This is a genomic window from Aquamicrobium sp. LC103, assembly GCF_001014615.2.
In the GTDB taxonomy this organism is placed as follows: domain Bacteria; phylum Pseudomonadota; class Alphaproteobacteria; order Rhizobiales; family Rhizobiaceae; genus LBCQ02.
Window position 1 is genome coordinate 507,001 of sequence record NZ_LBCQ02000002.1, and the last position, 25,551, is coordinate 532,551.

Genomic DNA, 25,551 nt, shown 5'->3' on the forward strand with positions numbered 1-25,551 from the left:
TGCCCGAACAACCTGCTGCTTCCACGAAAAGCACTAAGGGATCAACGTCCCAAAAAAACAGAAAAGGGTATGTGGGCATGAAAAAGGTTATTCTGGGACTTCTGGGCTCGGCCGCCATGGTCGCGTCGGCCTCGGTCGCTTCCGCGGCCACGCTGGACGACGTCAAGGCCAGAGGGCATCTCCAATGCGGCGTCAACACCGGTCTTGCCGGCTTCGCCGCGCCGAACGACAAGGGTGAGTGGGTCGGCTTCGACGTCGATCTTTGCCGCGCCGTCGCTGCCGCTATTTTCGGCGACGCGACGAAGGTGAATTTCACTCCGACCAACGCGACCGAGCGTTTCACCGCGCTGCAGTCCGGCGAAATCGACCTTCTGTCGCGCAACACGACCTGGACGCTCAGCCGCGATACGAAGCTCGGCTTCAACTTCGCCGGCGTCAACTATTATGACGGCCAGGGCTTCATGATCAACGCGAAGTCGCTGCCGGGCGTCAACTCGGCGCTCCAGCTCTCCGGCGCCTCCGTCTGCGTGCAGGGCGGAACCACGACCGAGCTGAATCTCGCCGACTACTTCCGCGCCAACAACATGGAATACAATCCCGTCGTGTTCCAGGCCCTGGAAGAAGTCAACGCGGCCTATGAATCCGGCCGTTGCGATGCTTATACGACCGACCAGTCCGGCCTCTATGCCATCCGCCTGACGCTCGCCTCGCCGGACGACCACGTGGTTCTGCCGGAGATCATCTCCAAGGAGCCGCTCGGACCCGCCGTCCGCCAGGGCGACGATCAATGGTTCGACATCGTCAAGTGGACGCTCAACGCGCTGATCATCGCCGAGGAGCTGGGCATCACCCAGGCAAATGTCGACGAGATGGCAAATTCCGACAATCCGGAGATCAAGCGCGTGCTGGGCAAGGAAGAAGGCTCGACGCTCGCCACCGATCTCGGCCTCGACAATGAATGGGTCGTCAACATCGTCAAGGGCGTCGGAAACTATGGCGAGGTCTTCGAGCGCAACATCGGTTCGGGCTCCCCGCTCAAGATTGCCCGTGGCCTGAACAATCTGTGGACAAAGGGCGGCATCCTCTACGCTCCGCCGATCCGCTGATCGAACGCAGATTGCCGGAAGGTGGCTCGCCGCCTTCCGGTTTCCTTTCCGGGGAACAGTCATGGCGTCAGAGGACACTGCCCATGGCGGCGCGCCTGCGCGCGCGGCCTTTCTGAACGATCCTAAAATCCGCGGCCTCATCTACCAGGTCGTGGTCTTCGCGGCGCTCGTCGCCGTCATCTACTGGATAATCGGCAACACCACCGAAAACCTTCGCCGCTCGAACATCTCCTCCGGCTTCGCGTTCCTGAACGCGCGCAGCGGCTTCGACATCGCGCAGACGCTGATCCCGTACTCGTCGAATTCCAGATATATCGACGCGTTCGTCGTCGGCCTGCTCAACACGCTGCTCGTGGCGGTGTCGGGCATCGTGCTCGCGTCGATTCTCGGCTTCATCGTCGGCATCGGCCGGCTGTCGCGCAATTGGCTGATCCGCAAGATCTGCACGGTCTATGTCGAGGTCTTCCGCAACATCCCGCCCTTGCTCGTCATCTTCTTCTGGTACTTCGCCGTCCTGCAGGTCCTGCCGCCCCCCCGCGACAGCATCGAGCTGCCCTTCGGCTCCTACCTCAACGCCCGCGGCTTTTTCCTCCCGCGCGCGATCTGGGGCGAGGGGAGCTGGCTGATCCTTCTCGGCCTGGTGCTCGGCATTGCGATGTCCTTCCTGGCCGCGCGCTGGGCGAGGACGAGGCAGGCCGCCACCGGCCAGCAGTTTCCGGTCGCCCTGACCTCGATCGGACTGATCGTCGGCCTGCCGGTTCTGGCCTACATCCTGGGCGGATTTCCGGTAACGCTCGAATTTCCGCAGAAATCGACCTTCAACCTGACGGGCGGGTGGACGATCAAGCCGGAATTCCTTTCGCTCTTCCTGGCGCTCTCCTTCTACACGGCCTCCTTCATCGCGGAGATCGTGCGCGCCGGCATTCTCGGCGTCAGCAAGGGGCAGACGGAGGCTTCCTACGCCGTGGGCCTGCGTCCAGGGCCAACGCTGAGGCTGGTCGTGATTCCCCAGGCGCTCAGGATCATCATCCCGCCGCTCACCAGCCAGTATCTCAACCTGACGAAGAATTCCTCGCTTGCCGTCGCCATCGGCTATCCCGATCTCGTGGCGGTCGGCCAGACGGCGATGAACCAGACCGGCCAGGCGATCGAGGTTGTGGCGATCTGGATGGTCATCTATCTCGGCCTGAGCCTCGCGACCTCCGTCTTCATGAACTGGTTCAACGCCCGCATGGCGCTGGTGGAAAGGTAGGGGTGGTCCGATGCAGGAACACGACATGACCTTCGTGCGCACCGAAATGGTGGCCGCCCAACCCGCGCCGCGCGGCGAAAGGGGCATCGTTCAATGGCTTCGCAAGAACCTCTTCGCGACGCCGGTCGACAGCGTTCTCACCGTGATCGGCCTTCTGTTCGTCGCCTATACCGTGCCGCCGCTTCTGCGCTGGGCATTCATCGACGCGCAATGGACCGGCACCGACCGCACCTTCTGCTCCACCGTCGCCCAGGGCGGCATCCATCCCGACGGCTGGTCCGGCGCCTGCTGGGCCTTCGTCTCGGCGAAGTTCCAGCAATTCATGTATGGCCGCTACACCTTCACCCAGAGGTGGCGGGTGGACTACACGGCGATCATGTTCGTGCTGCTTCTGGTGCCGCTGCTGATCCCGCGCGCGCCCTACAAGATGCTGAACGCCTTCCTGTTCTTCATCGTCTTTCCGATCGTCGCCTATTTCCTGCTCGTCGGCGGCTATTTCGGGCTCACCTACGTGCCGACCCAGCTCTGGGGCGGTCTCCTGGTGACCATGGTGCTCTCCTTCGTCGGCATCGCGGTCTCGCTGCCGCTCGGCATCCTGCTGGCGCTCGGGCGAAGATCGAGCCTGCCGGTGGTGAAGATGCTGTGCGTCACCTTCATCGAGATCGTCCGCGGCGTGCCGCTGGTCACCGTGCTGTTCATGGCGAGCGTCATGCTGCCGCTCTTCCTGCCGACCGGCATGACCTTCGACCGCCTGCTGCGCGCGCTCGTCGGCGTGGCGATGTTCGCCTCGGCCTATATGGCGGAGGTGATACGCGGCGGCCTGCAGGCGATCCCGAAGGGGCAGTACGAAGGCGCGGATTCGCTCGGCCTGAGCTATTGGCAGAAGATGATCCTCATCGTCCTGCCGCAGGCGCTCAAGCTGGTGATCCCCGGCATCGTCAACACCTTCATCGGCCTGTTCAAGGACACCAGCCTGGTCTACATCATCGGCATGTTCGACCTGCTCGGCATCGTCCGGCAGAATTTCTCCGACGCCGCATGGGCCTCGCCGCAGACGCCGATGTCGGGTCTGCTGTTCGCGGGCTTCGTGTTCTGGATATTCTGCTTCGGCATGTCGCGTTATTCCATCTTCATGGAACGCCGGCTGGACACGAGCCATAGATAACGGACCAAGGAACCACCACATAAGGCCGAAGAGCCAAGGGGAAAAGAAATGCCGGTAGAAAACGCAGTCAGCGCCGAGGAGATCCAGGTCGACCGGGCGAAGATGCAGGTCTCCGATACCGACGTCGCGATCGAGATCGTCAACATGCATAAATGGTATGGCGATTTCCACGTGCTGAAGGACATCAACCTCAAGGTCATGCGCGGCGAGCGCATCGTGGTCTGCGGTCCTTCGGGATCGGGCAAGTCGACCATGATCCGCTGCATCAACCGTCTCGAGGAGCATCAGAAGGGCAAGATCGTCGTCGACGGCATCGAGCTCACCAACGATCTGAAGAAGATCGACGAAGTGCGCCGCGAGGTCGGCATGGTGTTCCAGCACTTCAATCTCTTTCCGCACCTGACCATCCTGGAGAATTGCACGCTCGCCCCGATCTGGGTGCGGAAGGTCCCGAAGAAGGAGGCCGAGCAGGCGGCCATGCACTTCCTGGAGCGGGTCAAGATTCCCGAACAGGCCAACAAATATCCCGGCCAGCTCTCGGGCGGCCAGCAGCAGCGCGTGGCGATCGCCCGCTCGCTGTGCATGAACCCGCGCATCATGCTCTTCGACGAGCCGACCTCCGCGCTCGATCCCGAGATGATCAAGGAAGTGCTGGAAACCATGGTGGGGCTCGCCGAGGAAGGCATGACGATGATCTGCGTGACCCACGAAATGGGTTTCGCGCGCCAGGTCGCCAACCGCGTCATCTTCATGGACCAGGGCCAGATCGTCGAGCAGAACACGCCGAAGGAGTTCTTCGACAATCCTCGCCACGAGCGCACCAAGCTGTTCCTGTCGCAGATTCTTCACTGAGGTCGGGTGCGTCCTTCGAGGCTCCCCTTCGGGGAGCGCCTCAGGATGAGGGACGCGGTGCTACCGCCTGTAATTAGCGGGCTCGATCAAACCGCTCCCGATTCCGAGCATGGCGAGGCTCGACCGTCCTGATCCCGAGGGGCGAGCGCGGCGAGCCTCGACGTTGCCGTCCTGAGGAGCGGGTGTTGCGGGCCTCGACGTTGCTGATCCTGAGGAGCGGGCGCGGCGAGCATCGAGACTGCCGATCCTTGGGAGCGAGGCTCGACCTTTCTCATTTTGAGGAGCAAATGAAGCGAGTCGACTTTCCTCATGCTGAGGAGCGAACGAGCGAGCCGGCTTCCCTCATCCTGAGGAGCGAGCGGAGCGAGCCTCGAAGGACCAGCCGTAGAGCCAGTCCAGATCGCCGGCCAATCGCTCCGGCCCGCGCAGGGAGAGCACGAGGTTGCGGCCGAGTGCGAAGGGGCCGGCGGCGTGCCAGGCGAAGCGGTTGAAGGCGCCACGCGCGGCGACCCTGCGCACACGTTCACGCCGCGCGGCTTCGTAGCGCGCGAAAACCTCGGCCGTATCGGCGCTCTCTGCCGCCATTTGCGCGAGCACGTCGGCGTCCTCGATCGCCATCGCCGCGCCTTGCGCCGCGTAGGGGCTCATCGCATGCGCCGCATCGCCGATCAGCACCAGCCGCGATTCGAACGTCCAGGGGCAATCGCTCGCGACGGCGTGGATCGGCCATGCCCGCCACGACGGCGCGGCGCCCACCAGCTCGCGCAGGCGCGGGGCCGCACGCTTCAGGGTGGAATTCAGCAGCGACGGATCGGCCAGGTTCGACCATTCGCGGGAAAGGCCGGCGCCCCTGGTCACCGCGACGAGATTGATTTCCCGCCCGCCGCGCACCGGATAGGCGACGAGGTGGAACCGCGGCGAGAGGAAGGTCGTCACCCGGTCGCTTGGCATCGCCTCGCCGAGGATTTTCACCGCGCTCGCATCGGCGTCGATCGTCGCCCGCCATGCCAGATAGCCGGTGTAGCGGCTGGTGCCGGGCCGGCCGGCGAGATCCCGCAGCGTCGACCAGACGCCATCGGCGCCGACGGCGAAACGGCAGGGAAAGTCTTCCGCGCCGCCGGCCCGCGTGACGGAAAGTCTTGCACCGTCCGTTATGGGGTCGATGCCGGTCACGCGCGCATCCGCCGTCAGCTCGATATCCGTCCTCTCCGCGACGAGTTGGACGAGCGCGTCCTGAAGATCGCTTCGGTGGATGACGAGATATGGCGCGCCCCAGCGCCTTTCGCCGGCCTCGCCGAGGGGCACGCGGGCAAGTCGCTTCAGCGTCCCGGCATCCCTGATGTCGATGGACTTTGGCTTGACGGCGTGCGCCAGCAGGCGGTCGAGTGCGCCGAGCCTGCGCAGGATGCGCGTCGCGTTGGGGGAAAGCTGGATGCCGGCGCCGACTTCCTCGAAGCGCGGCGCGCGCTCGAAAATCCGCGACGGAATTTTCCCGGCGGAGAAGGCAAGGGCGGCCGTCAGCCCGGCGATGCCGGCTCCGGCAATGGCGACCGGTCCGGCGCCCCGCGCCACTTTGTCAGGCCGCGCGGGCTTCGTAGAGGCAGCCGGCGGGAACCGTGTCGCCGGCCTTCAGCGCCGGATCGTAGCGGTAGAGCGTGGAGCAGTAGGGGCAGACCTTCTCGCTCTCGTCGCCCATGTCGAGAAACACGTGCGGGTGGTCGAAGGGCGGATTGGCGCCCACGCACATGAATTCCTTCACGCCGATTTCGATCGCGCTGTGGCCCGCATCGTTCTGGAAATGCGGTATGCTGTGACCCGCCATGAAACTCTCCCGCAAAATGGTCGCGTGCAATGCCGTTTCGCTTGAGCGTTTGCAGCATAAAACCGGTGTTTGCAAGCCTGTGATATGAAACTGTCGCAAATGCGTGTCACGAGGTAGATTGAAACGGAAATCCGCCGAAGCGCGGTAACGAAGCGGGTAGGAGCATGAACGAACTGAAGCCGGCAACGAGCGAATTCACGGGCGAGGCGGGGGACCTGACAATCGTGTCCGGGGGCAATCCCGACCGTTTCGTCAACCGCGAATTCTCGTGGCTGCAGTTCAATCGCCGCGTGCTCGAGCAATCGCAGAACCCGCACCATCCGCTGTTGGAGCGCGTCCGCTTCCTGTCGATCTCGGCCACCAATCTCGACGAATTCTTCATGGTGCGCGTGGCGGGCCTCGCCGGTCAGGTTCGCGCCGGCATCGCCGTCAAGAGCCCGGACGGCCGCACGCCGGAACAGCAGCTCGAGCACGCGCTTCTCGAGGTCGAGCGACTGCAGGAGGACCAGCAGGCGAGCTATTCGCGCCTCACGGACCTGATGCGCAAGGAAGGCATCGAGATCGTCCGCGCCGCCGCGCTCAACAAGGACGACAAGGCATGGCTCGACGAGCATTTCCGGGAGGCGATCTTCCCGGTGCTGACGCCATTGTCGATCGACCCGGCGCATCCGTTCCCGTTTATACCGAACCTGGGTTTCTCGATCGCCCTCCAGCTCCGCAACCGCCGCGACGGCGAGCAGATGACGGCGCTCCTGCGCCTGCCGGTCGCGCTCAAGCGTTTCGTCCGCCTGCCGGACCGCAAGAGCATCGTGCGCTTCATCACGCTCGAGGACGTGGTCAGCATGTCCATCGGCAAGCTGTTTCCGGGCTACGAGGTCAAGGGGTCCGGCACTTTCCGCATCATCCGCGACAGCGATATCGAGGTGGAGGAGGAGGCGGAGGATCTGGTGCGCCTGTTCGAGAGCGCGCTGAAGCGCCGCCGCCGCGGGCAGGTCATCCGCATCGAATTCGACGACGAGATGCCGGAGGAGCTGCGCGAGTTCGTGGCGAGCGAGCTCGGCGTGAGCGCCGGCCGAATCAGCATGCTCCAGGGCCCTCTGGCGGTAAACCAGATATCCGAGATCGTCTCGCTGCCGCGCGACGACCTGAAGTTCACCCCCTACAATCCCCGGTTTCCCGAGCGCATCCGCGAGCACGGCGGAGACTGCTTCGCGGCGATCCGCGAGAAGGACATCATCGTCCACCACCCCTATGAATCCTTCGACGTGGTGGTGCAGTTCCTCAGGCAGGCCGCGCTCGATCCCGAAGTGGTGGCCATAAAGCAGACGCTTTATCGCACCTCGAACGACAGTCCGATCGTCCGCGCGCTGATCGACGCCGCGGAGGCGGGAAAGTCGGTGACGGCGCTGGTGGAATTGAAGGCCCGTTTCGACGAGGAGGCGAACATCCGCTGGGCGCGCGACCTGGAGCGCGCCGGCGTGCAGGTGGTGTTCGGCTTCATCGAATTGAAGACGCATGCGAAGATGTCGCTGGTGGTGCGCCGCGAGGACAGCAAGCTGCGCAACTACGTGCATCTGGGCACCGGCAACTACCATCCGATCACGGCGCGCATCTATACCGATCTCTCCTATTTCACCAGCGATCCGGCGATCGCCCGCGACGTGGCCCAGATCTTCAATTTCATCACCGGATATGCCGAGCCGACCCATGACATGCGCATGGCTATCTCGCCCTTCACCCTGCGCAGCCGGATTCTGGAGCACATCGCCGGCGAGGTGAAGTTCGCCCAGGACGGCAAGCCCGCGCAGATCTGGATGAAGATGAACTCGCTCGTCGATCCGCTCGTGATCGATGCGCTCTACGAGGCGAGCCGCGCGGGGGTCGAGATCGACCTGGTCGTGCGCGGCATATGCTGCCTGCGCCCGCAAGTGCCGGGCCTGTCGGAAAACATCCGGGTCAAATCGATCGTCGGCAGGTTCCTCGAACACAGCCGCATCTATTGCTTCGGCAACGGCCACGGCCTGCCTTCCGACGAGGCGATCGTCTATATCGCCTCCGCCGACATCATGCCCAGGAACCTCGACCGGCGGGTCGAAACCATGGTTCCGATCACCAATCCGACCGTTCACGAGCAGGTGCTTGGGCAGATCATGCTCGGAAACATCATGGACAACCAGCAAAGTTTCGAAGTATTGGCAGACGGAACTTCCCGGCGCATGGTGCCGGAGGAGGGCGAAGAACCGTTCAACGCGCAGGAATACTTCATGACGAATCCGAGCCTGTCCGGTCGGGGGCATGCCCTCAAGTCCCACGCTCCCAAGCGCATCGCGCAGCACAAGCGCCGCAAGAAAGCCAGCGCAGCAGCCGGCGCATGATGGCCGCTTCCCAAGGCCGGCTCCAGGATCGCCGGCCACTGTCGATCATCGACATCGGATCGAACTCGATCCGTCTGGTGGTGTATGAGGGCGTGGCGCGTTCGCCGACCGTGCTCTTCAACGAGAAGATGCTTGCCGGCCTCGGGCGCGGCATCGTCTCCACCGGCCGCCTCGACCCCGAGGCCGTGCAGCGCGCCGTCGGAGAGTTCCGCCGTTTCCGCGCGCTGTCGGACCAGGCCGGCGCCGAATCGCTCCACGTGATCGCCACCGCCGCCGCGCGCGAGGCGGAGAACGGCATGGATTTCATCCGCCGGGCGGAAGACATCCTCCGCGCCAAGATCCGCGTTCTCAGCGGCCGCGAGGAAGCCTTCTATTCCGCGCAGGGCATCATCTCGGGCTTCCACCGCGCCGACGGAATCGCCGGTGACCTGGGCGGCGGCAGTCTCGAACTGGTCGACGTGTCGGGTCGCGAGATCGGCGACGGCATCACCCTGCCGCTGGGCGGCCTGCGCCTGCAGGACATGGCGAAGAGCTCGCCGACCGCCGCGATCAAGATCGCCCGGACCGAGCTGCGCCGCGCCAAGCTGCTCGAAGCCGGGCGGGGCAGGGCGTTCTATTGCGTCGGCGGCACCTGGCGAAACCTGGCGCGACTGCACATGAACACGACCGGCTATCCGCTGAGCGTGATGCACAATTACGAATTCGACGTCGAAAGCTCGGCCGGTTTCCTGCGGGACGTCGCCAGCGGCGAAATGGACAAGATCAAGGGGCTGGATCGCATCTCCAAGAGCCGCCGCGCGCTTCTGCCTTACGGTGCGACCGTGCTGCAGGAGATCATCCGCGCCATGAAGCCGTCGAAGATCATCGTCTCGGCGCTGGGCGTGCGCGAGGGCTATCTCTATTCGCTTCTCGACGAGCGGGAGAAGCTTTCCGATCCGCTCATTTCGGCCGCCGAGGAGCTTGCGATCCTGCGCGCCCGCTCGGTCGCCCATGCGCGCGAGCTGGCGGAATGGACCGGCGAGGCGTTCAGGGCGTTCGGCCTCGAGGAAACCGGGGACGAGGAGCGCTACCGGCGGGCGGCCTGCCTGCTGGCCGATATCGGCTGGCGCGCGCATCCCGAATATCGCGGCACGCAGTCGCTCAACATCATCGCCCACGCTTCCTTCATCGGCGTCGACCATCCGGGCAGGGCCTTCATCGCGCTTGCCAATCTCTTCCGCCACGAGGGCGTGTTCGACGACGCCGTGTCCCCGGAAATGCGGGCCCTTGCCGGTCCGCGCTATGTCGAGCGCGCGCGCATCCTGGGCGCGCTCCTGCGCGTGGTCTATCTCTTTTCAGCCTCCATGCCCGGTGTCATGGCGGATCTGAAATGGCGGGACCGGCCAGACGGCGGGCTGTCGCTGGTCGTGCCGCCGCGGCATGCCGCCCTGATGGGCGAGCGTCCCGACGGGCGCATGTCCCAGCTTTCCAAGGTTCTCGGGCGGCCGATGGAGATCGTGATCGGAGAAGGCTAAACTCGGCCGTGTGATGATCATGTTCGGGAGGACCGCATGACCGTAAAGCGCATAGTCGCCAATATCGCAGCGCCCGGCCTCGAAGGTGCCAAGGCGTTCTATGGCGACATTCTCGGCATGGATGTCGTGATGGATCACGGCTGGATCGTGACGTTCGCCTCCGAAGCGAGCACCACACCGCAAATCAGTATCGCGACCGAGGGCGGGTCGGGAACGTCGGTGCCCGACCTGTCGATCGAGGTGGACGATCTCGACGATGTTCACCGCAGGATGGTCCAGGCTGGGATGGTCGTCGAATACGGGCCCGCGACGGAGCCCTGGGGCGTGCGCCGCTTCTACGTGCGCGACCCGTTCGGCCGCCTCGTCAATATTCTCGCCCACGTCTGAAACGCGGGCCGCGAACGGGACGTCAGGTCGATGCCGGAGGGATTTCGAGGACGGCGATCTTGCGCTTGTGAAACTTCAGCGCGATCTCGCCGCGCACCAGGCTGAGTGCCTTTTCGCCGAATACTTCGCGCCGCCAGCCATGGAGCGCCGGCACGTCGGCATCCTCGCCGGTGGCGGCGATCTTCTCGATGTCGTCGCTTGAGGCGAGCACCTTCGGCGCCACGCCTTCCTTTTCCGCCACCAGCTTGAGCAGCACCTTGAGCAGTTCGGCCGCGGCACTCGTGCCTTCCGGCTGCTGGGTCATCTTCGGCAGTTTCGGCATGTCTTCCTTCGGCATGTCGAGCGCTGCATTGACGACCGCGAGCAGTGCGGAAGCGGTGGAGGAACGCTCCCATCCCTTGGGGATCGAGCGCAGCCTGCCGAGCGCGGCGGCGTCACGCGGTCCCTGCTGGGCGATCTCGTAGATCGTGTCGTCCTTGATGACGCGCCCGCGCGGGACGTTGCGTTCGCGCGCCTCGCGGTCACGCCACGCGGCGACGGCCTGCACGACGGCGAGCTCCTGCGGCTTCTTCACACGCATCTTGAGCCGCTTCCAGGCGTCGTCGGGATGCGGATCATAGGTCTCGCGCGCCGTCAGCACGTCCATCTCCTCGTTCAGCCAGTGCGCGCGGTTCTCGCGATCCAGCTCGGCGCCGAGATACTGATAGACCTCGATCAGATAGGTGACGTCGGCCAGCGCGTATTCGAGCTGCCGGTCGGAGAGCGGACGATGGCGCCAGTCGGTGAAACGGGAGGATTTGTCGAGCCTCGTTCCGGTCACCCTCTGCACCAGCTGGTCGTAGGAAACGCTGTCGCCGAAGCCGCAGACCATGGCGGCGACCTGGGTGTCGAACACCGGATGCGGAATGAGCTCGCCGAGATGGAAGATGATCTCGATGTCCTGCCTCGCGGCATGGAAGACCTTCACCACATTCTCGTTCGCCATCAGGTCGAAGAAGGGTTTCAGATCGATGCCGGGCGAAAGCGGGTCGACCAGGGCGGTCACCCCCGGAGCGGCCATCTGGATCAGGCACAGCTCGGGCCAGAACGTGGTTTCGCGTATGAACTCGGTGTCGACGGTGACGAACGCGGATTGCTCCAGCGCGCGGATGGCCGTTTCCAGTTCGTCTTGCCTTGTGATGAGATGCATCAAACTTCCATAAGTGGTAAAATCGTCTGCCTCAATTCCAGCCGGCTTGTGATCCGTCAACCCTTTTGTGCCGCAGCGTCATCTCTCCCCGTCGCCATTTTTCCGCTCGCTTGCGCGCTGGGCGAGGCGTGCGAAGACCGGCGAGGTGCGAAGCAGCGCGGTAAAACGGCCGCGCTGCGATTTCGGCACGGGCCCTCGGATGCGCATGCGATAGGCGGTCATGGCCACGAAAATGGCATAGACCGCGCTGGAGAAGACGAAGAGCGCCGACAGCCCGTATTGCTCCATCAGCAGCGAGGACGCGAGCGGACCGATCACCGCGCCGATGGAATAGAAGAACATCAGCACGGCGGCGATCTTGACGAATTCTCCCTTGCCGGCGTTGTCGTTGGCATGGGCGGCCGCCAGCGAATAGAGCGGCAGCGCGAAGGCCGCGAAGATCGTCACCAGCACGAAATTGGCGATGCGGTCGCTGCCGGCGAAAAGCGCGATGACGATGCCGGTCACCATGGCGCAGCCGGAGGAGATCAGCAGCACCATGCGCCGGTCCCAACGGTCCGACAGCGAGCCCAGCGGATATTGCAGGGCGACGCCGCCGATGACGCCGAGGCTGATGAAGATCGCGACGTCGCTGACCGAAAGGCCGATCCCTTGCGCATAGATCGGGCCGACGAGGCGGAAGGCGCTGTTCGTGAGGCCCGCGACGAGACTTGCCGCGCAGGCGACCGGCGAGAGGCGCCAAACGCCCCAAACGTCGAGCGCGACCTCGCTCGGCGGCTGCGGGTTGGAGCGGTCGCCGAGCGAGACCGGCACGAGCGAAAGCGTGATCATGATCGCCATGACGCCGAAGATGACGAAGCCGTCGGTGCCGAAAAGCGGGATCATGAACTGGGAAAGCGTGACCGAGCCGAGGTCGATGATGCGGTAGACGGCGAGCGCGCGGGCACGGCCTTCATTGCCGATGCCGGAATTGATCCAGCTTTCCATCACGGTGAAGAGGCCGGAGAAGCAGAAGCCGACGATGAAGCGCAGCACGATCCAGACGACCGGGTCGACGACGAGAACGAGCATCAGCGTCATCGAGGCGGCGATCGCGGCGAGTGCCGCGAAGACGCGGATATGGCCGACCGCGCGCAGCATGTGGGTGATCACCATGCAGCCGAAGAAGAAGCCGGCGAAATAGGACGCGCCCATGAAACCGATGAGGAACGGCGAGAACCCTTCCTGTGCGCCGCGCAGCGCGATCAGCGTGCCCTGGAGCCCGTTTCCCGCGAGCAGGATGCCGGCCGCCGTCAGGATCGGGTAGAGTGGTCGCAGGCTTTGCATAGGACCGGAGATTTTCGGGCGTTGGAAGCCCATCTATAGGATGCGCCGGCAAACGAGGCTACCGGCAGTTTCCGCCGCATTGTGGTCCACGGCGGCCGGCGGGCGAGGGCGGATCTCCTTGCCTGACGGGTGGCTATTCCTTATCTTCGGGAACGCTAAGGAGCGCGTGACATGGCGACCGTGACCGTATCAGTGCCGGACCAGATCAAGGAATGGATCGACGCGCAGGTGCGCGAAGGGCAGTTCTCCAGTTCGGGCGACTATATCAGCGAGCTGGTTCGCCGCGACCGCGACCATGACGAACGCCTCGCCGAACTCCGCCGCATCGTTGCCGAGGGGCTGGAGAGCGGGATCAGCACGATGACGTTCGAAGAACGCATCGCGGAAGGAAACCGGATCGCGCGCGAGCGTGGTTTGCTGCGTGACTAAGTTCCGGCTGTCCGCGAGAGCAAACCAGAATTTGATCGACATTTATGTCTACGGACTTGAGAGGTTCGGCCCGATTCAGGCGGTCGAATATCAGAAGGAATTGGAGGACTGCTTTGCCATGCTGACGCGGCATCCGCGCATCGGCCGTCTTTCGAGCACGATAGCGCCCGGGCTTCGGCGCCACGAGCATGGCAGCCATGTGATCCTGTACCAGGAAGAGATCGGGGGCTGCTCATCGTCGCCGTCGTCCACGGCCGCAGCATTCGCGGGCTGGAGATTTAGCCCGCCGCGCCCTTTACCTTGACAAATCATGGCTCGCATGCGCTTTTCGCGCGGATTTTCGAGGCTGCCGTTCTATCGAGTGCCGGCCTCTCGCGAAGCTTCAGGACAATTGGAAGACTATCCCATGCACCGTTATCGCAGCCATACCTGCGCTCAACTCAGAAAATCGGACGTCGGTTCGTCCGTCCGCCTCTCGGGCTGGGTTCACCGCGTGCGCGACCATGGCGGCCTGCTGTTCATCGACCTGCGCGATCATTACGGCCTGACGCAGATCGTCGCCGACCCGGATTCGCCCTGCTTCAAGACCGCCGAGACCGTTCGCGGCGAATGGGTCATCTGCGTCGACGGCGAGGTCAAGGCGCGCACCGCCGAGACCGTCAATGCGAACCTGCCGACCGGCGAGATCGAGATTTTCGCGCGCGACATGGAAGTGCTGTCGGCGGCCAAGGAGCTGCCGCTTCCTGTCTTCGGCGAGCCGGACTATCCGGAAGACATCCGCCTGAAATATCGTTTCCTCGACCTGCGCCGCGAGACGCTGCACAAGAACATCGTCATGCGCACCAGGATCATCGCCGAGATGCGCCGACGCATGGCGGAGACGGGCTTCACCGAATATTCGACGCCGATTCTCACGGCGTCGAGCCCGGAAGGCGCGCGCGACTTCCTCGTGCCCTCGCGTATCCATGCCGGCAAGTTCTACGCGCTGCCGCAGGCGCCGCAGGTCTACAAGCAGTTGATCATGGTGTCGGGCTTCGACCGCTATTTCCAGATCGCGCCGTGCTTCCGCGACGAGGACCCGCGCGCCGACCGCCTGCCGGGCGAGTTCTACCAGCTCGACCTCGAAATGAGCTTCGTGGAGCAGGAGGACGTGCTCTCGACCGTCGAGCCGGTGATGCGCGGCGTGTTCGAGACCTTCGCCGACGGCAAGCCGGTGACGCGGGAATTCCCGCGCATTCCCTACGACGTCGCCATGCGCAAATATGGCTCCGACAAGCCGGACCTGCGCAACCCGATCGTCATGGAGGAGGTGTCGGAGCATTTCCGCGGCTCCGGCTTCAAGGTCTTCGCCAACATCCTCGCCAATGACGCCAAGGCGGAAGTCTGGGCGATCCCGGCCAAGACCGGCGGCTCGCGCGCCTTCTGCGACCGCATGAACTCATGGGCGCAGGGCGAGGGGCAGCCCGGCCTCGGCTACATCTTCTGGCGCAAGGAGGGCGACAAGCTCGAGGGCGCCGGTCCGATCGCCAAGAACATCGGCGAGGAGCGCACCGACGCGATCCGTACCCAGCTCGGCCTGGAGGACGGCGACGCCTGCTTCTTCGTCGCCGGCGATCCGAAGAAGTTCGCCGGTTTCGCCGGTGCCGCGCGCACGCGCGCCGGCGAGGAGTTGAACCTCGTCGACCGCGACCGTTTCGAGCTGTGCTGGATCGTCGACTTCCCGTTCTTCGAGTGGAACGAGGACGAGAAGAAGATCGATTTCGGCCACAACCCGTTCTCCATGCCGCAGGGCGGCATCGATGCGCTGGAAGGCCAGGATCCGCTGACAATCAAGGCGTTCCAGTACGACCTCGTCTGCAACGGCTTCGAGATCTCGTCGGGCGGCATCCGCAACCATCTTCCCGAGACGATGGTCAAGGCGTTCGAGATCGTCGGCTTCAGCCGCGACGACGTGGAGGAGCGTTTCGGCGGCCTCTACCGCGCGTTCCAGTACGGCGCGCCGCCGCATGGCGGCATGGCGGCGGGCATCGACCGCGTGGTGATGCTGCTCTGCGGGGCGAAGAACCTGCGCGAGATCACGATGTTCCCGATGAACCAGCAGGCGCAGGATCTGCTGATGAACGCGCCTTCCGATGCCTCTGCGCAGCAATTGCGCGAGCTGCATCTTCGTACGGTGGCGCCGAAGAAGGACGACTGACATGGCCGGCGCGCCGGAAGCTTCCGCCCCGGCGCGTCCTGTCCGCATCCTGGTCACGGGCTTTTCCGTCTTTCCCGGGGCGCCGGTGAATCCCACCGAGGCGCTCGCCCGCATCCTTCATGACGAGCCGCCCACGGGCGAGGGGATCGAGGCGTTCCGCGCCGACGTGCTCGCGGTCGAATATGCGACGATCCAGGACCGGCTTTCGGCGATCGGCCGCGAATTCCTGCCCGACATCGTGATCCATTTCGGTCTCGCGCGCGAATGTTCGGGCTTCAGGCTGGAGCGTGTCGCGCGTAACAGTCATGCCGAGGCGCGGCCGGACCAGTCCGGCCACATGCCAGACGCGGCGCTGATCTGCGCAGGACCCGACATCTTGCCGTCGACGCTGCCGCTGGATCGGATCGCCGAACGCCTCGCCTTGGCCGGCCTGCCGGTCGAATGGTCCGACGACGCCGGCGGCTATCTGTGCAACACCGTCATGACGCTGTCGCTCGCCTATGCCTGCGACGGGCTGCGTCCGGTCATGTCCGGCTTCGTTCACGTGCCGCCGCTGAAGGAGGCCGAGCCGGAAAATCCGCACGCCATGGGCATAGACGATCTCGTCGCCGGCGCCCGGCTGATCATCGATGCCAGCGTCGCAGCCTGGGCTGAAAAGCCGAATCCCCGAGATCGGCAACGAAGCCTACTGCCACGACATCGTTCCTGATCGCCGCATCGTGGTTTCCTATCGGATGGCGATCGGCGGCGAGCTGATGTCCGTGTCTCTCGCGACCATTCTGCTGTCGCCCACGCAAGGCGGCATGCTGCTCACCTATACCGAGCAGGCCGCCTTCTTCGACGGTGCTCCGGATGGGGTGAAGAATCGGGAGGAGGGCTGGCGCGAACTGTTCGAGCGGCTCGCGGCGGAGTTGGAGACGGCCTGAGCCCCTCGTTCGAACAGGAGAAAGGCCCGGCGTCGACCGGGCCTTTTCCTTTCAAGGTCGAGGGTGAGGCTCAGTCGTTCGCCGTGACGTTCACACCGAGCGTCTTGGTCAGTTCCTGCGGTGCCGACATGGCACCGGCCATGATCAACGCGAACGGCACCGGTTCCTCCGGCGCGGCGGTGACGCGCAGGCTCTTCGGATCGTCCAGGAACGTGGACACCGCCGAGGCGACCATCTTGGTCAGGTCCGGATTGTTGAGCTGCGCCATCACGAAGGGCAGCACCGCCTTCGCCTGGTTGGCGACGTTCGACGGCGTGGTGCCCTGCTGCTTCGCGGCGTAGTCGAGCAGTTTTCCGGTCAGCGAATCGTCGGCGAATGTGATCTCCGCGCGATGGAAATTGAGCTGCTGCAGCAGCCCGAGCATGGCCAGCCCTTGCGCGGAATTGTCCTCGCCCTCGGGGCTTTCCGCCATTTGCTGCTGCAACTCGCGTAGCGACTTGACGAAATCGGTCGTGTAGCCGCCGAGATCGAAGGAGAGCCCGAGCGTTCCCGCGTCGTTCACCGTGACGTCGTATTGCGACAGCTCCATGCGCCCATCGCTGGCGCGCCAGCTTCCCGCCATCTGGAAGTCGCCGGTCAGGGTCTGGTATCCGAGCGCCTCGATCACCGCCTTGGAATTCGGGTCGTCCACGATGGAGAGATCGACGTTGAAATTGCGGGCATTGCCGATGAAGCTCATCGGGCCGTCGCCGACCGGTTCCGTCACCTCGACGCGCAGGTCGTCCATGGTGAAGATGTCGGTGCCGTCGATCGTGAACGCCGCCTTCGCCATGTCGGCGGTCTTGTAGAAGAGGAAGCCGCCGAACCTGTCGATTTCGGCTTCGTTCGGCAGGATGACGTCGGTCATCGAGATGCCGTCCAGCGCGAGCGAACCCTCGTCGCCGCCGAATTTGTACTGCGGCAGGGTGATTTCGGCGATGCGGTAGCCTTGGTCGATCTCGCCGATGCCCTTCAATTGGACATCGCCCACGACCGCCGTCTCCTCACCGGCCTTCGCCGTCACGCCGACGAGCTCGACGTCGGAGCCGGAGATCCTGGCGTCCTGCCAGTCGAGCACGATGCCCTGGCCGACGGTGAGCTCCTTCAGCCGATCGAGCGCGCCGTCGACATTCTGCGCCTGAGCCGCCTGCAGCGGCAGCGCGGCCATGAGACCGCATGCGGCGAGCAATTTGGATTGTCCAAGCACTGAGTTCATTGCGATCCCTGTTGTGTATCTCGTTTCCCCAGCCCTTACGCCGAAGATAAAGACCGGAAAATAAGGTGGCGGCAAGGAGGCGTGGAAAGAAAGCCGGTTTTCACCGAAAAATCGGTTGAACCTCTTCCGCCGGCAACCTGAAGATGAATGTATCCGAGTTATGGACAATACCGGGACAATGCGCCTCTTGCCGCGAATCGCCCTCTCGGATAACCGGAACTCATGGGAAAAAGCCTTATTCCGCCCGGCTCCGACGGCGGCGACAATATCGAACCGGTCGACTTGAGGAAAGCGCTCGAGGAGCGTTATCTCGCCTATGCGCTGTCGACCATCATGCACCGCGCCCTGCCGGACGTGCGCGACGGCCTGAAACCGGTCCACCGCCGCATCATGCACGCCATGCGTCTTCTGCGCCTCAACCCCGAGCAGGGCTTCGCGAAATGCGCCCGCATCGTCGGTGAGGTGATGGGCAAGTTCCATCCGCACGGCGACCAGTCGATCTACGACGCGCTGGTGCGCCTCGCCCAGTCATTCTCCGTACGCTACCCGCTGGTCGACGGACAGGGCAATTTCGGCAATATCGACGGCGATAACGCCGCCGCCATGCGCTACACCGAGGCGCGCATGACCGAGGTCGCATCCGCGCTGCTCGAGGGCATCACCGAGGACGCGGTCGATTTCCGCCCGACCTACAACGAGGAGGACGAGGAACCTGTCGTCCTGCCGGGCGCGTTCCCGAACCTTCTCGCCAACGGCTCGTCCGGCATCGCGGTCGGCATGGCGACCTCCATCCCGCCGCACAACGTGGCCGAGCTCTGCAAGGCGGCTCTTCATCTCATCGACAATCCCGAGGCCACGGTCGAGGAGTTGATGACCAGCGAGCCGCATGCCGGCGACCCCGACGAGAACAAGGTCCGTGGGCCCGATTTCCCGACCGGCGGCATCATCGTCGACCATTTCGACACGATCCTCGAAGCCTACAAGACAGGCCGCGGCTCCTTCCGCGTGCGCGCCAAATGGGAGCAGGAGGACCAGGGCAGGGGCACCTGGCAGATCGTCGTCACGGAAATTCCCTACGGCGTCCAGAAGTCGCGCCTGATCGAGAAGATCGCCGAACTGCTTCTTGCCCGCCGGCTGCCGCTGCTCGACGACGTGCGCGACGAGAGCGCGGAGGACGTGCGCGTCGTGCTGGTGCCGAAGAGCCGCACCGTCGATCCCGCGATCCTGATGGAATCGCTGTTCAAGCTCACCGAACTGGAATCGCGCTTCCCGCTCAACATGAACGTGCTTTCGCGCGGCAAGGTGCCGAACGTCCTGTCGCTGAGGGACGTTCTGAAGGAATGGCTGGAGCATCGCAGGGAGGTGCTCGTCCGCCGTTCGCGGCACCGGCTCGCCGAGATCGAACGCCGCCTCGAGGTGCTTGGCGGCTACCTCATCGCCTATCTCAACATCGACGAGGTGATCCGCATCATCCGCGAGGAGGACGAGCCCAAGCCGGTGATGATGGCGCGGTGGGACCTGACCGATCTCCAGGTCGAATCCATCCTCAACATGCGGCTGCGCGCATTGCGCAAGCTGGAGGAATTCGAGATCCGCAAGGAGTTCGACGCGCTGACGGCGGAAAAGGCCCAGATCGAGGCGCTGCTGGGCTCGGACGCCAAGCAGTGGAAGACGATCCGCTGGGAGGTGGAGAAGCTGCGCGACCGCTTCGGCTCCCATACCGAGCTCGGCCGCCGGCGCACCCAGTTCGCCGATGCGCCCGAGCACGACGTCAGCGACATCCACCACGCCATGATCGAGCGCGAGCCGGTCACGGTGGTGGTCTCCGAAAAAGGCTGGCTGCGCGCCATGAAGGGCCATCTCGCGGATTTCGAGAGCCTCTCCTTCAAGGAGGGCGACAAGCTCAAGCTGGCGTTCCATGCGCAGACGACGGACAAGGTGCTGGTCTTCACCACCGGCGGCAAGTTCTACACGATCGGCGTCGACCGCCTGCCCGGCGGGCGCGGCCATGGCGAGCCGATCCGTATCATCGTCGACATGGAGAACGATCAGGACATCGTCACCGCCTTCGTGCACGATCCTTCGCGCAAGCTGCTCGTCGGCTCGTACCAGGGCAACGGCTTCGTGGTGCCGGAGGTCGAGGTTGTCGCCAACACCCGCAAGGGCAAGCAGGTGGTCAACGTGAAGACGCCCGACGAGGCCAAGCTTTGCATTCCCGTCGCCGGCGACCACGTCGCCATCGTCGGCGAGAACCGCAAGCTCCTGATCTTCCCGCTGGCCGAGATCCCCGAAATGACGCGGGGCAAGGGTGTGCGGCTGCAGAAATACAAGGACGGCGGCGTCTCCGACGCCAAGACCTTCGCCATCGACGCGGGGCTGACCTGGCAGGATTCGGCCGATCGGACCTTCGTCAAGTCGAAGGACGAACTGGCGGAATGGCTGGCGAGCCGCGCGGGCGCCGGCCGCATGGTGCCGAAGGGTTTTCCGCGTACCGGCAAGTTCGGCTGAACTTTCGCTTCTGACCGCCGCTTGGTCGCGGCGGTCAGAAGCGCGCGGCGAAATCCGCCTTCAGCTTGGCGATGCTCTCGGCGTCCCAGCCTTCAGGATCCGTCAGCGCCGCCCAGGCGTCGATATAGTGGACCGGCGAATAGAGATGGCCGTAGCCGATCGGCGCGGTGGTGGCCGCGGCCATGTCGAGCAGCAATTGCAGGAAGGTCACGATCGGAAACCAGCGCAGTTCGGGGGTCACGTCCGCGCCGCGCGGATCGTACATCCAGGCCGGCTGCCGGTAGAAGGATTGCGGATCGAAGAAGGTGACCGGATCGCTCGCATATTGCAGGTAGATGATCCGCATCGGCCCCCATTCGGCGCCGGGTATTTCGAGCGCGTTGTGCTGGTCGGTGAAGCGGATCACCGAGCCGTCGCGGAAGCGCGGCAGCCAGGCGGGCGAGCCCGGATTCCTGCCCGCGGTGGCGGCGCGCCAGCTCGGCGTGTTGAACGGCGGCCCCGCCCATAGCGCGCCCTGATACGGATCGCCGATGATGTCGTAGACGTCGCTCGACAGCGACGAATTGAGCGCGCCGAGGCTCAATCCGTAGACGTAGAGCTTCGGACGGCTGTCGTGCGGCAGATGGGTCCAGTGCTCGTAGACCTCCTTGAAGAGGGCGCGGGCCGTCTCCGCGCCGTAACCCGGCTCGACCAGAAGCGACAGCCAGCTCGTCAGGTAGGAATATTGCACCGCGACCGTCGCGACGTCGCCGCGATGCAGGTAGTCGAGCGTGTCCGTGGCGGCCGGGTCCATCCAGCCGGTTCCGGTGGGCGTGGCGATGACGAGCAGCGAGCGTTCGAAGGCGCCGACGCGCTTCAGTTCGTCGAGCGCGAGTTTGGCGCGCTCCTCCGCCGTGCCGGCCGAGTTGAGGCCGACGAAGACCCGAATCGGCTCGAGCGTTTCCGCGCCGAAATAGGCGTCCATCTCCTCTTTCGTCGGCCCGGTGGAGATGAACTCGCGGCCCGCGCGGCCCATTTCGTCCCAATTGATGAGCGAGGCCGCGCTGCCCGTGCTGAGCGGATCGGTCGGCTTCTCCACGCCCGATTCCATCAACTCGTCGAATTGCTGGAACGAGCTGTCGGCGACGCGCAATCCGAAGCGGAACAGAACACCGTCGACGATCGACCAGAACAGCCCGACGGCGAGGAATATGCCGATGACGCGCGAGACCCGTCTCGGAACATAGCGCTCCAGCCAGCGCGACAGGAGCCGGAACGTCAGGGCGAAGAGCCGCGCGACCACGATCAGCACCGCGAAGACCGCGAGCGCGATGGTGCCGACGGTCAGCGGCTGCGCGCTGTGCACGGGCTCCAGCCCCATCAGCGTGCGCACCGAGTTCTGCCATTCCGCCTCGCGCCACAGGAAGATGAGGACGATCACGGCGCATGCGGCGCCGGCAAGCCAGGTGATGTTCGTCCTGAAGCGGGCGTTCGGCAGCCGGAAGCCCATATAGGTCCACAGCCAGCGGCTGAAGACGCCGATGCCGTAGCCGGCCGCGAAGGAGCAGCCGGAAAGCACGCCCTGCATCAGCGGCGCGCGCGGCAGCAGGCTCGGCGTCAGCGACGCGGCGAAGAACAGCGTGCCGAGCAGAATGCCGACCACCGAGAGCGTGCGCGCCGGCGCGAAGAGCCAGGAGGGCAACACGGTGGTCAGTTTGCTCAAGGTGGTATTGGACGACATGGCAGGCGGACGCTGTGTGAATTCTGGCGGCGTTTAAGCGAAGTCTCGGGCAATTCGTGCCGATGCTCGCACAAAGCCGGGCGAGACCCAACGGAAAATATCGTCACATCGCCCTTTGGGGCGGCGAAGCTCCTGTGCATTTCTTGCCTGGACCCGCGCATCATCGGCCGTGCGATGCTATGCCTGCCCCCGGCATGATATCCGGAGTGAGCAGATGAAGGTCGGTATCGATCTCGGCACGGGCGCCGGCGGCGCGCCGGCCATGGTTGATCTGGAGGAATTGCTTGCCACCCGCCTGCTGGTGCAGGGCAATTCGGGTTCGGGCAAATCGCATCTCCTGCGCAGGCTGATGGAGCAGTCGGCGCCCTGGGTGCAGCAATGCGTGATCGATCCGGAAGGTGATTTCGTCACGCTCGGCGACAAGTTCGGCCATGTCGTGGTCGACGCGGCGCGCACGGAAGCCGAACTGACGCGCATTGCCGGCCGCATCCGCCAGCATCGCGTTTCCGTCGTGCTCAATCTCGAGGGGCTCGACGTCGAGCAGCAGATGCGCGCGGCCGCCGCCTTCCTCGGCGGCATGTTCGATGCCGAACGCGACTACTGGTATCCGGTCCTGGTGGTGGTGGACGAGGCCCAGCTCTTCGCGCCGGCGGCGGCGGGCGAGGTTTCCGACGAGGCGCGCAAATTGTCTCTGGGCGCGATGACGAACCTGATGTGCCGCGGCCGCAAGCGCGGCCTTGCCGGCGTCATCGCCACGCAGCGCCTGGCGAAGCTCGCCAAGAACGTGGCCGCCGAGGCGTCGAACTTCCTCATGGGCCGCACCTTCCTCGATATCGACATGGCGCGCGCGGCCGACCTGCTCGGAATGGACCGCCGTCAGGCGGAGCAGTTCCGCGACCTGGAGCGTGGAAAATTCGTGGCGCTGGGACCCGCCATTTCGCGCCGCTCCCTGCCCGTTTCCATCGGGCCGGTCGAAACCTCGGCGCGTTCGGTCAGCCCGAAGCTGATGCCGCTGCCGGAAACCGCGCCGGAAGATGCCGCCGAACTCATCTTCAAGGTGGACCCGCAGGAATTCCGGCAGCCGGTGCGGCGTCCGCCGCCACCGCCTCCGCCGACGCCGACGGCTGAAATCCTCGCGCAGCTTTCCAGGCCGCGGCCGGAAATCGAGGCGGCGCCGGCATCGCTGTTTCCCGAGATCGACGAAGCCGAGCGCGACGCGCTCCTCACCAAGGTGATGCGAGAGATCGTAGAGGATCCCGATGCCTCGTTTCGCTCGGTGGCGGTCCTCTACCAGGATTTCCTGGTGCGCTGCCGTATCCACCGCGTACCGGGCGAACCGCTGGACCTCGCCACCTTCAAGCGTAGGCTCGCCATAGCACGCGCCGGCATGGACGAGGACATGGCGTCGGGGGAGGTCTGGCAGCAGGCGCTCGCCATGTCGGAAAGCCTGACGGACGACATTCAGGGCGTGTTCCTCATCGTCGCCCAGGCGGCGGTTTCCGGCGAGCCCTGCCCATCCGACGCGACGCTCGCCCGCGCCTACGGCACGCATTCGCTGTCGCGGGCGCGCCGCCTGCTGACCTATTTCGAGGAGCGCGGCCTGCTCGTGGTGCGCACCGATTTCCACGGGCTGCGCATCGTCGTCTTTCCCGATCTCGGCTGCGAGACGGCGCCGGGCGACCCGAACCGGCCGGATGAGGAAGCGGAACGCCGCGACGCGGCCGAATAGATCAGATCGAGTGCCTGAGCGTCATCGCGGCGCGACGCTTGCGGCCCTGGTGTATCTGCCAGATCGAATGCGAGACGAGGGCGGTGACGAGGATCAGTCCGCCGATCAGGCTCTGTCGTGACGGCACTTCGGTGAAGATCAGCCAGACCCAGATCGGCGCAAGCACCGTTTCCAGGATGTAGAACATCGCCACTTCCGGGCCGGAGATGTATTTCGGCCCGGTCGCCAGGCAGAAGAACGAGATCGGCATGATCACCGCGCCGTTGAGGATGATCCACCACGGCACCTCCATGTCGAAGCCGTTCCGCCCGACCATGAACGCGGCGACGAGGCAGGGCAGCGCGACGGCAACCAGCGCGGTGAAGCCCATGTCCTTGCCGCTCGCCCGCGTGATCGTGATGGCGGATGCGACGCAGAAGGACGAGGCAAGCGCGAGAACGTCGCCGAAGAGGCTTCCGGTACCCACACTGTCGCCGACGATGATCAGCACGCCGACCATCATCGCGAACATGGTGGCGATGGTCGCCGGGCGCGGCCGCTCCTTGAGGAATATCCAGGAAAGCAGTGCCGAAAACACGGTGTTGAAGGTCAGGATGAAGACGAGATTGGCCGTCGACGTGTTGAAGACGGCGCTCACGAAGGTGATCGAGCCGAGACCGTAGAGGAGGGCGACCGCGAGGCCTTCCCGTCCCGGGATGAGCTTGGGAGCGTTGCCGCCAAAACGCCGCCACAAGGACCAAACCAGAAGCGCGGCGATCAGCGTGGTGCCGGTGCGCACCAGCAGGATCGACCAGAGGTCCCCATTGGCGAGCTTGACCAGCGGAATGTCGATGGTCAGCGTCATCCCGCCTATCGCGGTGAGGATCAGTCCCTTGGAATGATCGGAAAACTTTGCGGACATGAGGGAAAAGCGGCTCCGGCGGGCGAATTGCGAACGATGGCAGGAAATTCGGGCCGCTGGCGCGGACGCCCCGCCGAGGCGCCGCCATCTTGGCGGATCAGTCCGCCTCGTAGCGTTCCCAGCCCTTGGGGCCCAGATGCTCCTGAGGTTTGAAGCGGACCTTATAGGCCATCTTGCGCGAGCCGTTGACCCAGTAGCCGAGATAGACATGGGGCAGGCCAGCGCTCTTCGCCCGCGCGATGTGGTCGAGGATCATGAAGGTGCCGAGCGAGCGGTCGACGAGCTCGGGATTGTAGAAGGAATAGACCATCGACAAGCCGTCGCTCATCTGGTCGGTGAGGGCGACGGCTATCAGCTCGCCTTCGCCCTTGCCGGTGACGAAGGTATCCGGCCCGCGCCGGCGGTATTCGATGATCTTGGTGGTGACATGCGTGTCCTCCACCATCATCGCATAATCCAGGACGGTCATGTCGGACATGCCGCCGCGCTTGTGGCGGGCGTCGAGATAGGCGCGGAACAGCGAATATTGCTCCGTCGAAGGCTCCGCGTCGTGGGCGACGCCGATGAGATCCGCGTTGCGCGACGCGACGCGTTTCATGTTGCGCGTCGGCGCGAACTCGCTGGCGAGGATGCGCACCGATATGCAGGCGCGGCAGGTTTCGCAGGCCGGCCGGTAGGCTATGTTCTGCGAGCGGCGGAACCCGCCCTGCGTAAGCAGGTCGTTCAGCTCCGGCGCCTTTTCGCCGACGAGGTGGGTGAAGACCTTGCGCTCGAACTGACCCTCCACATACGGACAGGCCGAGGGCGCTGTCAGGAAGAATTGCGGAGACTGGGTCGGATGCTGCGTCATGGATGGTGCTGCAAGAAGTGCTATCCTCCCCCTAGGCTTGTCTCGCGG

At 64.7% G+C, this 25,551-nt stretch carries 22 protein-coding genes; 14 read left to right on the forward strand and 8 right to left on the reverse strand.

Features of this window, described 5'->3' with window-relative positions; all coding sequences use genetic code 11:
- Window positions 1–77 precede the first annotated feature (77 nt).
- The 4 genes from XW59_RS05900 to XW59_RS05915 all read left to right on the forward strand — a co-directional run bounded on the left by XW59_RS05900 (window position 78) and on the right by XW59_RS05915 (window position 4,375).
- Entirely contained in the window at window positions 78–1,106 is a 1,029-nt protein-coding gene (locus tag XW59_RS05900; RefSeq protein ID WP_047143793.1) for an amino acid ABC transporter substrate-binding protein, read from the forward strand.
- Window positions 1,107–1,167: 61 nt separating this feature from the next.
- Window positions 1,168–2,358, forward strand: coding sequence for an amino acid ABC transporter permease (locus XW59_RS05905; RefSeq protein WP_047143794.1), 1,191 nt, complete (start codon window positions 1,168–1,170; stop codon window positions 2,356–2,358).
- A gap of 10 nt (window positions 2,359–2,368) precedes the next feature.
- Window positions 2,369–3,523, forward strand: a complete 1,155-nt coding sequence (locus XW59_RS05910) for an amino acid ABC transporter permease (RefSeq protein WP_047143795.1) — start codon at window positions 2,369–2,371, stop codon at window positions 3,521–3,523.
- 48 nt (window positions 3,524–3,571) lie between these two features.
- Window positions 3,572–4,375, forward strand: a complete 804-nt coding sequence (locus tag XW59_RS05915) for an amino acid ABC transporter ATP-binding protein (protein WP_047143796.1) — start codon at window positions 3,572–3,574, stop codon at window positions 4,373–4,375.
- 342 nt (window positions 4,376–4,717) lie between these two features.
- On the opposite strand, the gene XW59_RS05920 is transcribed toward XW59_RS05915, so the two are convergent.
- The gene (locus tag XW59_RS05920) at window positions 4,718–5,947 is read right to left on the reverse strand and encodes an FAD-dependent monooxygenase (RefSeq protein WP_047143797.1); all 1,230 of its coding nucleotides are present in this window, start codon (window positions 5,945–5,947) and stop codon (window positions 4,718–4,720) included.
- Between the two features lie 4 nt (window positions 5,948–5,951).
- Window positions 5,952–6,197, reverse strand: a complete 246-nt coding sequence (locus XW59_RS05925) for a zinc-finger domain-containing protein (protein ID WP_047143798.1) — start codon at window positions 6,195–6,197, stop codon at window positions 5,952–5,954.
- A 164-nt stretch (window positions 6,198–6,361) separates the two neighbouring features.
- Here XW59_RS05925 and XW59_RS05930 point away from each other — a divergent pair, with 164 nt between their 5' ends.
- The 3 genes from XW59_RS05930 to XW59_RS05940 are packed head-to-tail and all read left to right on the forward strand — an operon-like array spanning window position 6,362 to window position 10,473.
- Complete coding sequence (locus XW59_RS05930) at window positions 6,362–8,572, forward strand: RNA degradosome polyphosphate kinase (RefSeq protein WP_047143799.1); 2,211 nt, start codon at window positions 6,362–6,364, stop codon at window positions 8,570–8,572.
- Complete coding sequence (gene ppx, locus XW59_RS05935) at window positions 8,569–10,086, forward strand: exopolyphosphatase (protein WP_047143800.1); 1,518 nt, start codon at window positions 8,569–8,571, stop codon at window positions 10,084–10,086. Before XW59_RS05930 ends, ppx begins: the two co-directional genes overlap by 4 nt.
- 36 nt (window positions 10,087–10,122) lie before the next feature.
- Complete coding sequence (locus XW59_RS05940) at window positions 10,123–10,473, forward strand: VOC family protein (RefSeq protein ID WP_047143801.1); 351 nt, start codon at window positions 10,123–10,125, stop codon at window positions 10,471–10,473.
- A gap of 22 nt (window positions 10,474–10,495) precedes the next feature.
- On the opposite strand, the gene rnd is transcribed toward XW59_RS05940, so the two are convergent.
- Both rnd and XW59_RS05950 read right to left on the reverse strand, forming a co-directional pair.
- Window positions 10,496–11,662 carry a ribonuclease D gene (rnd, locus tag XW59_RS05945; protein WP_047143802.1) on the reverse strand — a complete coding sequence of 389 codons (1,167 nt, stop codon included), beginning with the start codon at window positions 11,660–11,662 and terminating at the stop codon, window positions 10,496–10,498.
- 78 nt (window positions 11,663–11,740) lie between these two features.
- Window positions 11,741–12,988, reverse strand: coding sequence for an MFS transporter (locus XW59_RS05950; RefSeq protein WP_047143803.1), 1,248 nt, complete (start codon window positions 12,986–12,988; stop codon window positions 11,741–11,743).
- Window positions 12,989–13,159: 171 nt separating this feature from the next.
- Here XW59_RS05950 and XW59_RS05955 point away from each other — a divergent pair, with 171 nt between their 5' ends.
- The 5 genes from XW59_RS05955 (at window position 13,160) to XW59_RS05975 (ending at window position 16,540) form a co-directional block, all read left to right on the forward strand.
- Complete coding sequence (locus XW59_RS05955) at window positions 13,160–13,417, forward strand: type II toxin-antitoxin system ParD family antitoxin (RefSeq protein ID WP_047143804.1); 258 nt, start codon at window positions 13,160–13,162, stop codon at window positions 13,415–13,417.
- 31 nt (window positions 13,418–13,448) lie between these two features.
- Entirely contained in the window at window positions 13,449–13,721 is a 273-nt protein-coding gene (locus tag XW59_RS05960) for a type II toxin-antitoxin system RelE/ParE family toxin (protein WP_052957989.1), read from the forward strand.
- 102 nt (window positions 13,722–13,823) lie between these two features.
- Window positions 13,824–15,614 carry an aspartate--tRNA ligase gene (gene aspS, locus XW59_RS05965; RefSeq protein ID WP_047143923.1) on the forward strand — a complete coding sequence of 597 codons (1,791 nt, stop codon included), beginning with the start codon at window positions 13,824–13,826 and terminating at the stop codon, window positions 15,612–15,614.
- Window position 15,615: 1 nt separating this feature from the next.
- A complete protein-coding gene (locus XW59_RS05970; protein ID WP_052957990.1) occupies window positions 15,616–16,323 on the forward strand; it encodes a pyroglutamyl-peptidase I in 708 nt (235 codons plus the stop codon).
- Window positions 16,324–16,333: 10 nt separating this feature from the next.
- Window positions 16,334–16,540 carry a hypothetical protein gene (locus XW59_RS05975; RefSeq protein WP_246666008.1) on the forward strand — a complete coding sequence of 69 codons (207 nt, stop codon included), beginning with the start codon at window positions 16,334–16,336 and terminating at the stop codon, window positions 16,538–16,540.
- Between the two features lie 70 nt (window positions 16,541–16,610).
- Here XW59_RS05975 and XW59_RS05980 read toward each other — a convergent pair whose 3' ends face one another.
- Entirely contained in the window at window positions 16,611–17,795 is a 1,185-nt protein-coding gene (locus XW59_RS05980; RefSeq protein ID WP_047143805.1) for a hypothetical protein, read from the reverse strand.
- Window positions 17,796–18,017: 222 nt separating this feature from the next.
- On the opposite strand from XW59_RS05980, the gene parC reads away from it, so the two are divergent.
- Window positions 18,018–20,303: a DNA topoisomerase IV subunit A gene (parC, locus tag XW59_RS05985; RefSeq protein WP_137326986.1), complete on the forward strand. Its 2,286-nt coding sequence runs from the start codon at window positions 18,018–18,020 to the stop codon at window positions 20,301–20,303.
- Window positions 20,304–20,337: 34 nt separating this feature from the next.
- Here the strand turns inward: parC and XW59_RS05990 are convergent, their stop codons facing one another.
- Entirely contained in the window at window positions 20,338–22,005 is a 1,668-nt protein-coding gene (locus tag XW59_RS05990; RefSeq protein WP_246666009.1) for an alpha/beta-hydrolase family protein, read from the reverse strand.
- A 232-nt stretch (window positions 22,006–22,237) separates the two neighbouring features.
- Here XW59_RS05990 and XW59_RS05995 point away from each other — a divergent pair, with 232 nt between their 5' ends.
- Window positions 22,238–23,752 carry an ATP-binding protein gene (locus tag XW59_RS05995; RefSeq protein ID WP_047143807.1) on the forward strand — a complete coding sequence of 505 codons (1,515 nt, stop codon included), beginning with the start codon at window positions 22,238–22,240 and terminating at the stop codon, window positions 23,750–23,752.
- 1 nt (window position 23,753) lies between these two features.
- Here XW59_RS05995 and XW59_RS06000 read toward each other — a convergent pair whose 3' ends face one another.
- Window positions 23,754–24,653 (reverse strand): DMT family transporter, encoded by a 900-nt coding sequence (locus XW59_RS06000; protein ID WP_047143808.1) that lies wholly within the window; start codon window positions 24,651–24,653, stop codon window positions 23,754–23,756.
- Between the two features lie 97 nt (window positions 24,654–24,750).
- Complete coding sequence (locus tag XW59_RS06005) at window positions 24,751–25,503, reverse strand: arginyltransferase (protein WP_047143809.1); 753 nt, start codon at window positions 25,501–25,503, stop codon at window positions 24,751–24,753.
- Window positions 25,504–25,551: the final 48 nt, after the last annotated feature.

Excerpts from the sequence above, each read along its gene's own strand:
- XW59_RS05900 (WP_047143793.1), top strand. The coding sequence starts at position 78 with ATGAAAAAGGTTATTCTGGGACTTCTGGGCTCGGCCGCCATGGTCGCG.
- XW59_RS05905 (WP_047143794.1), top strand. The coding sequence starts at position 1,168 with ATGGCGTCAGAGGACACTGCCCATGGCGGCGCGCCTGCGCGCGCGGCC.
- XW59_RS05910 (WP_047143795.1), top strand. The coding sequence starts at position 2,369 with ATGCAGGAACACGACATGACCTTCGTGCGCACCGAAATGGTGGCCGCC.
- XW59_RS05915 (WP_047143796.1), top strand. The coding sequence starts at position 3,572 with ATGCCGGTAGAAAACGCAGTCAGCGCCGAGGAGATCCAGGTCGACCGG.
- XW59_RS05925 (WP_047143798.1), bottom strand. The coding sequence starts at position 6,197 with ATGGCGGGTCACAGCATACCGCATTTCCAGAACGATGCGGGCCACAGC.
- XW59_RS05930 (WP_047143799.1), top strand. The coding sequence starts at position 6,362 with ATGAACGAACTGAAGCCGGCAACGAGCGAATTCACGGGCGAGGCGGGG.
- ppx (WP_047143800.1), top strand. The coding sequence starts at position 8,569 with ATGATGGCCGCTTCCCAAGGCCGGCTCCAGGATCGCCGGCCACTGTCG.
- XW59_RS05940 (WP_047143801.1), top strand. The coding sequence starts at position 10,123 with ATGACCGTAAAGCGCATAGTCGCCAATATCGCAGCGCCCGGCCTCGAA.
- rnd (WP_047143802.1), bottom strand. The coding sequence starts at position 11,662 with ATGCATCTCATCACAAGGCAAGACGAACTGGAAACGGCCATCCGCGCG.
- XW59_RS05950 (WP_047143803.1), bottom strand. The coding sequence starts at position 12,988 with ATGCAAAGCCTGCGACCACTCTACCCGATCCTGACGGCGGCCGGCATC.
- XW59_RS05955 (WP_047143804.1), top strand. The coding sequence starts at position 13,160 with ATGGCGACCGTGACCGTATCAGTGCCGGACCAGATCAAGGAATGGATC.
- aspS (WP_047143923.1), top strand. The coding sequence starts at position 13,824 with ATGCACCGTTATCGCAGCCATACCTGCGCTCAACTCAGAAAATCGGAC.
- XW59_RS05970 (WP_052957990.1), top strand. The coding sequence starts at position 15,616 with ATGGCCGGCGCGCCGGAAGCTTCCGCCCCGGCGCGTCCTGTCCGCATC.
- XW59_RS05980 (WP_047143805.1), bottom strand. The coding sequence starts at position 17,795 with ATGAACTCAGTGCTTGGACAATCCAAATTGCTCGCCGCATGCGGTCTC.
- parC (WP_137326986.1), top strand. The coding sequence starts at position 18,018 with ATGGGAAAAAGCCTTATTCCGCCCGGCTCCGACGGCGGCGACAATATC.
- XW59_RS05995 (WP_047143807.1), top strand. The coding sequence starts at position 22,238 with ATGAAGGTCGGTATCGATCTCGGCACGGGCGCCGGCGGCGCGCCGGCC.
- XW59_RS06000 (WP_047143808.1), bottom strand. The coding sequence starts at position 24,653 with ATGTCCGCAAAGTTTTCCGATCATTCCAAGGGACTGATCCTCACCGCG.
- XW59_RS06005 (WP_047143809.1), bottom strand. The coding sequence starts at position 25,503 with ATGACGCAGCATCCGACCCAGTCTCCGCAATTCTTCCTGACAGCGCCC.